11 protein-coding genes are annotated in these 12367 nt (G+C 58.7%); 4 read left to right on the forward strand and 7 right to left on the reverse strand.

Features of this window, described 5'->3' with window-relative positions:
• Positions 1–4: 4 nt before the first annotated feature.
• The 4 genes from cyoD to cyoA all read right to left on the reverse strand — a co-directional run bounded on the left by cyoD (position 5) and on the right by cyoA (position 4183).
• Positions 5–421: a cytochrome o ubiquinol oxidase subunit IV gene (gene cyoD, locus AC2I9W_RS01400; protein WP_486408296.1), complete on the reverse strand. Its 417-nt coding sequence runs from the start codon at positions 419–421 to the stop codon at positions 5–7.
• Positions 422–1039: a cytochrome o ubiquinol oxidase subunit III gene (gene cyoC, locus AC2I9W_RS01405; protein WP_158391177.1), complete on the reverse strand. Its 618-nt coding sequence runs from the start codon at positions 1037–1039 to the stop codon at positions 422–424. It abuts the gene before it with no gap.
• A gap of 16 nt (positions 1040–1055) precedes the next feature.
• Entirely contained in the window at positions 1056–3065 is a 2010-nt protein-coding gene (cyoB, locus tag AC2I9W_RS01410) for a cytochrome o ubiquinol oxidase subunit I (RefSeq protein WP_158391178.1), read from the reverse strand.
• A 62-nt stretch (positions 3066–3127) separates the two neighbouring features.
• Positions 3128–4183, reverse strand: a complete 1056-nt coding sequence (gene cyoA, locus AC2I9W_RS01415; RefSeq protein WP_486408297.1) for a ubiquinol oxidase subunit II — start codon at positions 4181–4183, stop codon at positions 3128–3130.
• A gap of 347 nt (positions 4184–4530) precedes the next feature.
• Between cyoA and AC2I9W_RS01420 the strand changes: the two genes are divergently transcribed.
• Positions 4531–5862: an MFS transporter gene (locus tag AC2I9W_RS01420; protein WP_486408692.1), complete on the forward strand. Its 1332-nt coding sequence runs from the start codon at positions 4531–4533 to the stop codon at positions 5860–5862.
• A gap of 144 nt (positions 5863–6006) precedes the next feature.
• Here AC2I9W_RS01420 and AC2I9W_RS01425 read toward each other — a convergent pair whose 3' ends face one another.
• On the reverse strand, positions 6007–7005 hold the full coding sequence (locus tag AC2I9W_RS01425; protein WP_486408298.1) for a Bug family tripartite tricarboxylate transporter substrate binding protein: 999 nt from the start codon (positions 7003–7005) through the stop codon (positions 6007–6009).
• Between the two features lie 189 nt (positions 7006–7194).
• Here AC2I9W_RS01425 and AC2I9W_RS01430 point away from each other — a divergent pair, with 189 nt between their 5' ends.
• Positions 7195–8106, forward strand: a complete 912-nt coding sequence (locus AC2I9W_RS01430; protein WP_158391182.1) for a LysR family transcriptional regulator — start codon at positions 7195–7197, stop codon at positions 8104–8106.
• A 153-nt stretch (positions 8107–8259) separates the two neighbouring features.
• Here the strand turns inward: AC2I9W_RS01430 and AC2I9W_RS01435 are convergent, their stop codons facing one another.
• Positions 8260–9066: an IclR family transcriptional regulator domain-containing protein gene (locus AC2I9W_RS01435; protein ID WP_486408299.1), complete on the reverse strand. Its 807-nt coding sequence runs from the start codon at positions 9064–9066 to the stop codon at positions 8260–8262.
• A gap of 183 nt (positions 9067–9249) precedes the next feature.
• On the opposite strand from AC2I9W_RS01435, the gene pobA reads away from it, so the two are divergent.
• Both pobA and AC2I9W_RS01445 read left to right on the forward strand, forming a co-directional pair.
• A complete protein-coding gene (gene pobA, locus AC2I9W_RS01440) occupies positions 9250–10425 on the forward strand; it encodes a 4-hydroxybenzoate 3-monooxygenase (protein ID WP_486408300.1) in 1176 nt (391 codons plus the stop codon).
• 200 nt (positions 10426–10625) lie between these two features.
• Positions 10626–11387 carry a 2OG-Fe dioxygenase family protein gene (locus AC2I9W_RS01445; RefSeq protein WP_486408301.1) on the forward strand — a complete coding sequence of 254 codons (762 nt, stop codon included), beginning with the start codon at positions 10626–10628 and terminating at the stop codon, positions 11385–11387.
• Positions 11388–11419: 32 nt separating this feature from the next.
• Here AC2I9W_RS01445 and dsbG read toward each other — a convergent pair whose 3' ends face one another.
• Positions 11420–12364 (reverse strand): thiol:disulfide interchange protein DsbG, encoded by a 945-nt coding sequence (gene dsbG, locus AC2I9W_RS01450; RefSeq protein ID WP_486408302.1) that lies wholly within the window; start codon positions 12362–12364, stop codon positions 11420–11422.
• Between the last annotated feature and the right edge of the window lie 3 nt (positions 12365–12367).

Genomic DNA, 12367 nt, shown 5'->3' on the forward strand with positions numbered 1-12367 from the left:
TCAGTCAAGGTGCGACAACAGCAGGGGCGGTGTGACCAGCATGGTCGGCCGCCTGGTGCATCTCATGGCCGGGCATCATGTTGGTGTTCATGTGGAACATGACCCACAAGGTGCCGGCAATCGCAATGGCCAGGAAGATCACCGTGAAGATGGTGGACAGCAGGGTCCAGCCGCCCTGGATCTTGCCGTTCATGTGCAGGAAGTACACCATGTGCACGACCACCTGAACGATGGCAAACAGGCCCAGCACAGCCGCAGCGGTGGTGCGGTCTGTAATGACATCGTTCATGACCAGATAGAAGGGGATGGCAGTCAGGATGACAGCCAGGATGAAGCCCTTCACATAGTCGCCCATGCTGACGTGCAGGTCGTCGTGATCGTGGTGGTCGTCATGACCAGCGTGGATATCGTGTGCGCTCATTTACAGCACCCCCATCAGATACACAAAGGTGAACACGCCGATCCAGACCACGTCCAAGAAGTGCCAGAACATGGACAAGCAGTTGACACGGCGCACGTTCTCATTGATCAGGCCATGCTTCTTGATCTGGATCATCAGGGTGATCAGCCAAATCAGACCGAAGCTCACGTGGATACCGTGAGTGCCGACCAGTGTGAAGAAGGACGACAGGAAGGCGCTGCTCTGAGGCGTGGCACCCACATGGATCAGGTGATAGAACTCGTAGAGCTCCACGGCCAAGAAGGCTGCGCCCAGCAGGCCGGTGACGGCCAGCCACAGCAAGGTGCCGTTGACGTTCTTCTTCTGCTTTTGCAGCATGGCAAAGCCGAAGGTGATGGACGACATCAGCAGGAAGGCCGTGTTGATGGCGACCAGGGTCAGGTCAAACAGGTCTTTGCCGGATGGGCCTGCCGCATAGCTGCGGCCCAGAACGCCGTAGGTGGCGAACAGAGCGGCAAAGATCAGGCAGTCGCTCATCAGGTAGAGCCAGAAGCCCAGCGAGGTGCCGTTCTCTGGATGGGGCTCATGAGCGAGGTGGTACTCGCGCTGGCCCAGGGCGGCGGTAGTGGTATTGGACATCGTTTAAATCTCCGCCTTAAGCATGGCTTGCGTGAGCAAGCTGTTGCGTGCGAAGTTCTTCCGTTGCTGCCACTTCGGCTGCAGGGATGTAGTAGTCACGCTTGTAGTTGAAGGTGTGAATGATCGAAGCCAGGATGGTCGCGATGAACGAGGCGATCGTCAGCGGCCACATGTGCCAGATCAGAGCAAAGCCAAGAAGGGTGGACAGGCCGGCAATCACAACGCCTGCGCCGGTGTTGGCGGGCATGTGGATGGGCTGGAAACCTGTCAGCGGACGCTGGTAGCCGTGCTTCTTCATGTCGGTCCAGGCATCAATGTCGTGCACCACGGGGGTGAAGGCAAAGTTGTACTGGGGTGGAGGCGAAGAGGTAGCCCATTCCAGAGTGCGGCCATTCCATGGATCGCCGGTTTCGTCACGCAGTTCGTTGCGCTTCCAGATGGACACAGCCAGCTGAATGAAGAAGCAGCCGATACCTGCAGCGATCAGGGCAGCACCGCAGGCGGCGATGATGAACCAGATCTGCAGCGAAGGATCGTCAAAGTGATTGGCACGGCGAGTCACGCCCATCAAACCCAGGATGTACAGCGGAGTGAAGGCAACCCAGAAGCCGACCAGCCAGAACCAGAACGAAGCCTTGCCCCAGAACTCGTTGAGCTTGAAGCCGAAAGCCTTGGGGAACCAGTAGTTGATGCCGGCAAACACGGCAAACACCACGCCGCCAATGATCACGTTGTGGAAGTGGGCGATCAGGAACAGCGAGTTGTGCAGCACGAAGTCTGCGGGAGGCACGGCCAGAAGCACGCCGGTCATGCCGCCGATGGCGAAGGTGACCATGAAGCCAATCGTCCAAAGCATGGGAACGCTGAAGCTGATGCGGCCACGGTACATGGTGAACAGCCAGTTGAAGATCTTCGCGCCCGTAGGAATCGAGATGATCATCGTGGTGATACCGAAGAAGGTATTCACGCTGGCACCCGAGCCCATGGTGAAGAAGTGGTGCAGCCACACCAGGTAGGACAGGATGGTGATACATACGGTGGCGTAAACCATCGAGGTGTAGCCGAACAGGCGCTTGCGCGAGAACGTGGACACGATTTCCGAGAACACGCCAAAGCAAGGCAGGATCAGGATGTAAACCTCAGGGTGGCCCCAGATCCAGATCAGGTTCACGTACAGCATGGGGTTGCCTCCCAGCTCGTTCGTGAAGAAGTTGGTGCCGATGTAGCGGTCCAGCGACATCAGCACCAGAGCTGCTGTCAGTACGGGGAACGAAGCCACGATCAGGGCGTTGGTGCACAGAGCAGTCCATGTGAAGACGGGCATCTTCATCAGGTTCATGCCGGGAGCGCGCATCTTGATGATGGTCACGATCAGGTTGATACCCGATAGCGTGGTGCCTACCCCCGCGACCTGCAGACCCCAGATGTAGTAATCAAGACCCGTGCTTCCACTCTGGTGCCCCAGGTTGGACAGAGCCAGCCAGCCGGAGGTGGAGAACTCGCCCAGGAACAGGGAGATCATCACCAGCACGGCGCCGCCGGTAGTCATCCAGAAGCTGAAGTTGTTCAGGAACGGGAAGGACACGTCACGTGCACCGATCTGCAGAGGAACCAGGTAGTTCATCAGGCCGGTCACGAAAGGCATCGCCACGAAGAAGATCATGATCACGCCGTGGGCGGTGAAGATCTGGTCATAGTGGTGAGGGGGCAGGTAGCCCATGTTGTCGCCAAAGGCCATGGACTGCTGCAGACGCATCATCACGGCATCAGCAAAGCCGCGCAGGAACATGACCAGGCCGAGGATCATGTACATGATGCCGATCTTCTTGTGGTCGATGGAGGTCAGCCAGTCGGTCCACAGCGGACCCCAGAGCTTGAATTTGGTGATGCCGCCGACCATGACGAGGCCGCCGAGCACCACAGCAATAAAGGTTATGAGCACGATGGGCTCATGCGTCATGGGAATCTGATCCCATGTGATTCGGCCCAACAGCCAGTGGGCGGCCGGGGTTGTTGTTTCAGACATGTTGAGTCTCTTCTGTCGTATTGGCGCGGTTGGGTCAAACGCTTGCCCGCACCGTGAACTACTTATTGCTGTGCAACAGCTCCGGAGGTGGCGACTTCGTCGAGCAGGGCGACAACGCGGTCAGCGTCTTGGGATGTGCACACATCCAGCGGCAGAACGACACTGGAGGTCTTTTGGAGATGTGCAGGCGTCTTGCCGCCGGCAGCGTCAATGGCCATCATCTCGTTCATGCACATCTGGCCGTCTTCAACGCAGCGGTTGAGCACCTTGTTGTACAGGCCGTCATCCACGCTGGCAAAGCGCTCGACAGGATTGCGCTCGCTGGGCTTGGCCAGATCCAGATAGGCCTCGCGTGTCAGAGCCTTGCCTTCGGTCTTGGCCTTGGCAATCCATTGGTCAAACTGATCGTTTTCCAGGCCGTGGAACTTGAAGACCATGCCGGCAAAACCAGCGCCGCTGTAGTGAGAGGACTTGCCGCCATACACGCCAGGCTTGTTGATCACGGCGTTCAGCTCGGTCTGCATGCCGGGCATGGTGTAGATCATGCCTGCCAGATCAGGAACGTAGAACGCGTTCATGGTGTGGGTGGAGGTCAGCTTGAAATGAATGGGGCGATCCACCGGGGCGGCCACTTCGTTCACAGTGGCAATGCCTTGTTCAGGGTAGAAGAACAGCCACTTCCAGTCCAGAGACACGACTTGAATCTCCAGAGGCTTGACGTTGGGGTCAAGAGCCTTGGTGGCGGAGATGCGGTCCAGAGGACGGTAGGGGTCGAGCTTGTGGGTGCTGATCCAGGTAATGGCGCCCAAAGCAATGATGATGAGTAGAGGAACCGTCCAGATCACCAGCTCGAGCGCAGTGGAATGGTGCCATTCGGGGTCGTACTTGGCTTCGGTGTTCGACTGGCGGTATTTCCAGGCAAACAGCAGCGTCAAGAAGATGACGGGAACGATGATGAGCAGCATCAGCAAAGTGGCCGTAATGACCAGATCGCCTTGCTGCTTGGCGACATCGCCAGCGGGGTTGAGGACGACGGCCTTGCTGCAACCTGTGAGGGCTGCGGTCAAAGCGGCCGCTGAGAGCCACGCGGGCCCACGGATTTCTTTGATTTTTAACATGCTTTGGGCGTGACAAAGTCGCGCTTAGGTGTAAACGCGGATTACTGGATCTGGGCAAATGTAATACCAAACGCGCCCTTGTCCATTGGACATTTTGTCCAAGGTCAAGACTGGGTGCTTTGAAATCCGCTATGTGACAAGGGCTTAGCCTTGATTGGTCATGAGGCGCTGTTGGGCACCAAAGGTCTTGTAAATGACCAAAGACTCCCCTAGAGGTGCATGGATGGGAGGGTTGCCGACAGGCTTGAGGGCAAAAACTCTATTGCAGCACTACATGCTTGGGCGTAGAACAGAAAGCGTCCCTGGGACTGAAAAGTAAGACAAGGAGTAGAGCCTTTATGACAAGCATGAACCCGTCCATTGGTCTTACTCAGCAAGACTATGAAAACTCGGAAACCCTGGCCTATGCGAATACCGACGAGGATGTGACCCCTGGCGAAATTGCTGTGGGTGTGATCATCGGGCGCTCTTCCGAGTACTTTGATTTCTTTGTGTTCGGCATCGCCTGCGTGCTGGTCTTTCCTTCGCTGCTGTTTCCCTATATGAGCAAGCTCGACGGGACGCTGGCGGCTTTTGCCATCTTTTCTCTGGCCTTCATTGCCCGCCCCGTGGGCACAGCCTTGTCCATGGCCGTGCAGCGACGCTGGGGGCGAGCCACCAAGCTGACCCTGGCGCTTCTGCTGCTGGGTGTGTGTACGGTAGGCATGACCTTTTTGCCCAGCTATGAAGCTGCAGGAATGAAGGCTGTCTGGGCTTTGGTGGTTTTGCGTTTGGGACAGGGCTTGGCCTTGGGTGGCTCCTGGGATGGCCTACCTTCCTTGCTGGCCATGTCGGCACCCCCCAACAAGCGGGGCTGGTACTCCATGATTGGGCAACTGGGCGCGCCTCTGGGCTTTGTGCTTGCTGCGGCGTTATTTGCCTATCTGTACTTCAGCCTCCCAGCTGACGAGTTCTTGAGCTGGGGCTGGCGCTATCCCTTCTGTGTGGCATTTGCTATTAACGTAGTAGCGCTTTTCGCACGCCTGCGCTTGGTTGTGGGGCAGTCCTATACACAGCTTTTGCAAGAGCGGGAGCTGGAGCCGATCAGCGTCACAGACCTCATGACCCATGAAGGGCGCAACGTGATGATTGGCGCCTTTGCTGCGCTGGCCAGTTTTGCGCTGTTCCATCTGGTCACGGTATTTCCCTTATCCTGGATTTCCATGTATTCCGATCAGTCCATGACAGAGGTGCTGGTGGTTCAGATGATTGGCGCGTTGCTGGCAGGTGTGGCCATCATGCTGTCGGGCTGGCTGGCTGATCGCGTGGGCCGTCGTAACACCTTGGGCACCATGGCCTGCCTGATCGGTATCTTCAGCTTCTTGGCCCCCTGGCTGCTGAGCAGCGGAAGCACCGGCAACAATGTCTTTATTTTGGTGGGCTTTGTGCTGCTAGGCCTTTCCTACGGGCAAGCCTCTGGAACGGTGACCGCCAATTTTTCTTCGCGCTATCGTTACACCGGTGCGGCCTTGTCCGCAGACATGGCCTGGCTGATTGGCGCGGCCTTTGCGCCGCTGGTGGCACTGGGCGTGTCTGCCAAGTTCGGCCTGGTGGCTTTGGGTGTGTATCTGCTGTCTGGGGCCTTGTGCACGCTGGCGGCTCTGGGCATTAATCGAGCGATAGAGGCACGTGACCAGTAACCGCTCTGGTTGCTATTTTGACGAAGCAGCCGGTTCATGAACCGGGCTTTTTCTTGTCTGACTTACTAAGGTCGGCGTCGGAAAAATAAAAGCCTGATGAAAAAAGCCGCCTGAAAAGGCGGCTTTTGTGCTGAGTCTAGGAGCTTAGTCCAGAGCTAGGCCAGCCTTCTTGATCACTTCACCAAAACGCTTGCTTTCGGCTTCCATGAAGGCCTTGAACTCAGCGGGCGTGGGGTTGAAGGGCTCATAGCCGAAGGCGGTGAACTTGTCCTTCACGTCCTGGCCCGTCAGAGCCTGGCGAACGTCGGCGCGGATTTTTTCAACCACGGCTTCAGGCGTGCCGGGGCGCACGGCCAGGGCGTTCCAGCCGATAGCCGTAAAGTCCTTGGGGCCACCCGATTCGGAGACCGTGGGCACATTCTCGAAACCGGCAATGCGGCTGGGCGCAGCCACAGCCAGGAAGCGCAGCTTGCCGCCACGCACCAGCGGGCCTGCGGTACCCAGAGAGCCCAGGGCAAAGGTCAGCTCGCCATTGGCAACGCCCTGGTACAGCTGGCTGGTCTCCTTATAGATGACGTGCTCCATCTTGGTGCCGGTCTGGTTTTCCAGCAGAGCCGAGCCCAAATGCACGGGATTGCCCACGGACCAGGAGCCGTAGTTCAACTTGCCGGGGTTGGCCTTGGCATCGGCGATCAGGTCTCCAATGGTCTTGTAAGGGCTGTTGACGGGAACGCAGACAAAGAAGAAGTTGCGGAACAAGGGCATCAGGATGTTGAAGTCCTTGTTCAGGTCGTAAGGCAGCTTCTTGAACAGGTGGGGGTAGGCGGCGATATGGACGTTGTCCAGCTGGATCATGTCCGTGCCGTCTGTGGCGCCACGCTTGAACTCATTGATAGCGATGAAGCCATTGCCGCCGGGACGGTTTTCGACTACGACGGACTGACCCCAAGCGCGGCCGAGCTTGTCAGCCACCAGGCGCGAGATCCCATCGGGGCCGCCGCCTACGGGGAAGGGGTTGATGATGCGTGCTGTCTTGGTGGGCCACTTGCCCGACTGGGCAAAGGAGGGGGCTGCCACGGCAGCAGCGATGGCGCCCAGTGCGAATGCAGCTTGGCGCCGGCTCATGTTGAGCTTGTGTGTCATTTTTGTCTCCCTGGAAGGACTGTCGAGGATGGCTTGCGTGTGATATCACGCATTTTTCATATCATCGGCTGTTGTTTTAGGTATTTGCGCCCAGTTGAATACATTGTGTCAGCGGGCTATTAAATGCCTAGGCCTAGCTTGGGCTAGCTGCTATAGCAAAATAGCATAGCTTAACTGGGGGATGCGGAATTGAACTTGCAGCAGATTGAAACCTTTGTTCGGGTGGCCGAAGTAGGAAGCTTTAGCAAAGCTGCTGTACTGCTGGATACGGCGCAGCCAGCGCTCAGTCGTCAGGTGCGGGCGCTAGAGACGGAATTGCGCGAGACACTGCTCATCCGCACCGGGCGCGGGGTGACGCTGACGGATGCGGGTAGACGCCTTTTGGAGCATGGTCACGCCATCATGCAGCGCGTGGCCATGGCCAAGGAAGACCTGGGCAGTCAGCGTGACGAGCCTGTGGGGCGCATCACCGTGGGCCTGCCGCCAAGCCTGGCGCGGCGGCTGACCTTGCCGCTGATCGATGGCTTCAGCCGTGACATGCCCAAGGCACGACTGGCAGTGGTCGAAGGCTTTTCCATGAATATCTCGGAGTGGCTGACCTCGGGGCGCATGGACCTGGGGCTGGTCTACACGCCGGAACCCCACCCGCAGATCGAAGTCTCACCCGTGCTGGAAGAGCGCCTGTGCCTGATCGGCCCGGCCAGCGCCTTGGCCGGGCGCACCAGCATCCCGTTCGCGCATCTGGATGAATTTCCACTCATCATGCCCCAGCATGGACAGATATTTCGCAAGCTGATGGAGGCGCAGGCCACGCTCTCCCAGGTCAAGCTCAATGTGGTGTGGGAGGTTTCCAGCGTGCCTGCCATTCTGGACTTGGTGCGCGGTGGCTATGGCTATGCGGCCTTGACCGATAGCGCCATGCACAGCCATGCCACGGATGCATCGTTGGTGGAAGTGCCCATCAAATCACCGCATATCGTGAGCACCTTGTGCCTGGTTCAGCCGGCGAAAAAGAAGTCCACTCCACTGATGCGGCGCACGGCAGAGCTGCTGCGCCGTCTGAGCCTGCAGGTGTGCTCGGTGGAAAGTGGTCACATCTGAGGACTCTGGGTTTTCTGTATTTATTAATATTGCTTTGAATTCAGGAGCTGTAAGCGCTGGGAAGCCTTTGATTTCAGATAGAAATGAATCTGAAATCAAGGAAATACAAGCGCAAGCAGCTTTGAGTTTGATAGCAAATATCAAAGCCTTGCATCAGACCAGCGGGCGCAGGGTTCTGGCTGCTTCCTGCAGCAGCGGCAATATTTCCTGCCGTATCACCTGCGGGGTCATGCGCTTGGCCGATGTCACCATGTTCAAGGCTGCCACCGTGCGTCCTTGCATATTGCGCAAGGGGACGGCGACTGCCTGAATCGCCAGTTCATGCTCTTCCTGCGCCAGGCAATGGTCGAGGCGGCGCACCTCATCGAGCAAAGCCTTGAGTTCATCGCCGCTGGAGATGGTATGCGCGGTGAGCTTGGGCAGGTCATAGGCGGCCAGCCATTCGTTGAGTTCGGCAGGGGAAAGCGCGGCCAGCAATACGCGCCCGGTAGAGGTGGCGTGAGCAGGCAGTCGTGTGCCCAGATGCAGGCCGTGGGCCATCAGGCGCTCGCCTTTTTCATGCACGGCACTGCGCGCAACGATGACCACTTCTTGCCCTTCGCGCACCACACAGGAATAAGACAGGCCCGTCTGCGCTGCCAGGCGGTGCAGCACCGGCTGCACGATGCGCGGCAGCCGCGCCGAGGCCAGATAGCTGCCGGAAAAGCGCAGTACCTTGGGTGTCAGCCAGAAGTAGCTGCCATCGCTTTCCAGATAGCCTAGATAGGTCAGCGTAAGCAGGTGGCGTCTTGCTGCAGCGCGGGTGATGCCGGCGCGTTCGGCGGCCATGGTGGCGTTCAGGCGCTGGCGCTCGGTGTCAAAACTCTCCAGCACAGACAGGCCCTTGGCCAGGCCTGCAATAAAGTCTGCAGGGGCTATCACGGGGGCAGCGGCGGTGGAAGGTGGTTTGGGCTCGGTCATGCTGCGATAAAGAGAGTCTGTGTTTTGCGCGATTATCGGCCTCTTTGTGCGATTATCGCGCAAGCAAGAGCGCATACCTTTGTTTTGATGCAGCACAAAACTTAGTCTTACGGCAGTGCTCAACCAGCGCTGCAAGGCGATCTGGTTGCCCCATTTTTGAGCCATAACAAGGAGTCATACATCATGCGCACTCAAGTCGCCATCATCGGTGCAGGTCCCTCGGGTCTGCTGCTGGGCCAGCTGCTGTACAAGGCAGGCATCGACAACATCATCATCGAGCAACGCAGCGCCGACTATGTGCTGGGCCGTATCCGCGCCGGCGTGCTGGAGCAGGTTACGGTTGATCTGCTGAAGAAGGCCGGTGCCGACAAGCGCATGAATGAAGAAGGACTGCCCCACGACGGTATCGAGCTGCTGTTCAAGGGCAAGCGCCACCGCATCAACTTGCACGACCTGACGGGCGGCAAGCGCGTGATGGTCTATGGCCAGACCGAGGTGACGCGCGACCTGATGGAAGTGCGCGCCCAAGAAGGCCTGACCACGGTGTATGAAGCCAGCAATGTGCAGCCCATCGACTTCGAGAGCGACAAGCCCAAGGTTCGCTACGAAAAAGACGGTCAGGTGCATGAGATTGAGTGCGACTTCATCGCCGGTTGCGACGGCTTCCACGGCATCTGCCGCGCCAGCGCTCCTCAGGACAAGATCAAGACCTTCGAGAAGGTGTACCCCTTCGGCTGGCTGGGCCTGCTGTCGGACACACCTCCTGTCTCCGAAGAACTGATCTACGCCAACACCGAGCGCGGCTTTGCCCTGTGCAGCCAGCGCAGTGCTACGCGTAGCCGCTACTACCTGCAAGTGCCCCTGACAGACAAGGTCGAGGACTGGAGCGACGAAGCCTTCTGGGAAGAACTCAAGAAGCGTCTGGACCCCGAAGCCCGTGCCAACCTGGTGACCGGCCCATCCCTGGAAAAGAGCATTGCGCCTCTGCGCAGCTTTGTGACCGAGCCCATGCGCTTTGGCCGCATGTTCCTGGCCGGTGATGCTGCGCACATCGTGCCTCCCACAGGCGCCAAGGGCCTGAACCTGGCGGCTTCCGACGTGGGCTATCTGTCGCAAGCCTTTGTCGAGTACTACCAGGATAAGTCCGAAGCCGGTATTGACCGCTACTCCGAGCAGTGCCTGCGCCGCGTGTGGAAGGCCGAGCGCTTCTCGTGGTGGATGACTTCCATGCTGCACAACTTCCCCAATGAGGGCGAGTTCAACACCAAGGTGCAGGAAGCCGAGCTGGACTACATCGTCAACTCCGAAGCAGGTTCTACCTCGCTGGCTGAGAACTATGTGGGCCTGCCCCTGGTGTAAGCCACAAGCTGTATTGCTCTCGTCACTGTCGTGATGAACGTTCTGGCATCCGGACAGGATGTCAGACTTGATCTGCCTGCTTTGCCTTGTGTGAAGCAGGCAGTTTTTTATTCATGCAATTTGGTTGTTGCTGCCTTGCGCAAATTTTGATGCTGAGCCATGGGCCAGCAGGTGCTGCAAGGAGTAAGCTTGCCGGCCTTATGGCGCACATCATGTTTTCTCCTCCCTATATTGCCGCCTCCCAGGCTGCTCAGTACTTGCGTACTCACGGATATGCCGTGATCCAGCCCGAGGACTTTGCCCAGTGGATGGGTCTTAACATGAGTGATTTGCATGCCATGAATGCAGACTGGCAGAGCCTGCCACCCGATGCTTTTCTCAAGGATGGCGGGCGCTATCGTCGTCGCCGTCATTCCTGTTTTGTCAGCGAGGTCGAGGGTGTGCAGCAGGTGCCGCACCGACCCCACTGGCAGCCGGTGGAATACAACGCATTGCACGGCGGCATGCAGCGTCTGTTTGAACCCATGCTGGATGCGACTACGCAAAGCACTGCATGGCTTGCCATGATCAATGCGCTGGGGCAGCTCGCCGACCAAGTGTTTTGCACGGATGACGCGCACGAGCGCTGGTTTGTGGAGGCGCACCAGTTCCGTATCGATACCACGGACGGTATCGGTCGCCCAACCCCAGAGGGAGCCCACCGCGATGGCGTGGACTTGGTTGCCGTGGTGCTGGTAGGGCGAGACGGTATCAAGGGTGGGGAGACGCGTGTGTTTGAAGCCGCAGGGCCGAACGGACAGCGCTTTACGCTGACCGAGCCCTGGTCTGTGATGCTGCTCGACGATGCACGCATGATCCATGAAACCACTCCGATTCAGCCGGTTCAGCCAGGCGGCGTGCGTGACACGCTGGTGCTGACCTATCGCCGTGAAAACTTTCAGGGCGCGCAGCTAGCGCTCTAGCGCTTGTTTGAGGTCGCTCTAACGGAGTGCGCTTAGGGCTTGGCGGCTGCCTGGCCCATCAGTTCATCTAGCAGGCCGGGCGGCATACCCGTGCGAATCTCTACCAGACCCTGGCCGTTTTTCCAGATGGTGGCCGGCGTGGCACGCAGCCCGGCATTGCTCATCAAGGCAGCGTTGTTGGCCAGTGCGTCACGGGCCGACAGGGGGATGCGCTGCAGCGGCGCAATGCCCAGGGCATCCAGACTTTTGCCCTGGGTGTTCGCGTAGGCCATGGCATGGCTGGCTAGCGCTTGCTCTGGAGGCTTGGAGGCCAGAATGGCGGCAGCCTTGCCCTCGCTGCTGGGGCGCAATATGCCCACCAGGATATGGCGCAGCTGCAGCTGTCCCGATTGCACAAGGGGACGCGCATCGCGCCAGAGCTGGTTGCAATAAGGGCAGTTGGGGTCGGTGAAGACGTAGGCAATGCGCGGTGCGTCTGGCTTGCCATCACCAATCCAGTGCGTGCTCTCCAGGTCTGTCCAAAGCTCTTGCCCCATGGGCTTTTGCACGGCAGTTTGCAAGGCCTTGGCGTTGACATCCTTGCCCTGTGCGTCGATGACTGTGCCTATGACCCAGTGCTTGCCGTCTGGCATGCGATAGATTGGGATGGGCTGCTGATCTCGGTAGGCAGCCCAAGCCTTGAGGCCGCCGTTGGCTGTCATGGGGCCCACAATTTGCAACCCTTGCTCTGCCAGAAACTGGGCGGAAGGCAGCTCAGTGGTCGAGCTGGCGTTGGCACTGGCACTGGCACTGGCACTGGCACTGGCACTGGCACTGGCACTGGCACTGGTGCCGCTGCTGGCGGCTATGACATCGCGGCCATAGGCAGCAGCGACCAGCGTGGCGGCGGCTGCGGCCAGCAATGGCAGCAGCAAGGCGGTTGTGGAGCGCAGGCGAGGGAGGCGATGTTGCCAGTTTTGTGGCAATAAATGGGGCACGAG

The organism is Comamonas sp. FUJ_7 (assembly GCF_057369555.1).

What these genes read in the sequence shown, in the direction of transcription:
- AC2I9W_RS01445 (WP_486408301.1), top strand. Translation starts at nt 10,626, where the DNA reads ATGGCGCACATCATGTTTTCTCCTCCCTATATTGCCGCCTCCCAGGCT.
- AC2I9W_RS01420 (WP_486408692.1), top strand. Translation starts at nt 4,531, where the DNA reads ATGAACCCGTCCATTGGTCTTACTCAGCAAGACTATGAAAACTCGGAA.
- cyoA (WP_486408297.1), bottom strand. Translation starts at nt 4,183, where the DNA reads ATGTTAAAAATCAAAGAAATCCGTGGGCCCGCGTGGCTCTCAGCGGCC.
- cyoD (WP_486408296.1), bottom strand. Translation starts at nt 421, where the DNA reads ATGAGCGCACACGATATCCACGCTGGTCATGACGACCACCACGATCAC.
- AC2I9W_RS01425 (WP_486408298.1), bottom strand. Translation starts at nt 7,005, where the DNA reads ATGACACACAAGCTCAACATGAGCCGGCGCCAAGCTGCATTCGCACTG.
- cyoB (WP_158391178.1), bottom strand. Translation starts at nt 3,065, where the DNA reads ATGTCTGAAACAACAACCCCGGCCGCCCACTGGCTGTTGGGCCGAATC.
- AC2I9W_RS01435 (WP_486408299.1), bottom strand. Translation starts at nt 9,066, where the DNA reads ATGACCGAGCCCAAACCACCTTCCACCGCCGCTGCCCCCGTGATAGCC.
- pobA (WP_486408300.1), top strand. Translation starts at nt 9,250, where the DNA reads ATGCGCACTCAAGTCGCCATCATCGGTGCAGGTCCCTCGGGTCTGCTG.
- cyoC (WP_158391177.1), bottom strand. Translation starts at nt 1,039, where the DNA reads ATGTCCAATACCACTACCGCCGCCCTGGGCCAGCGCGAGTACCACCTC.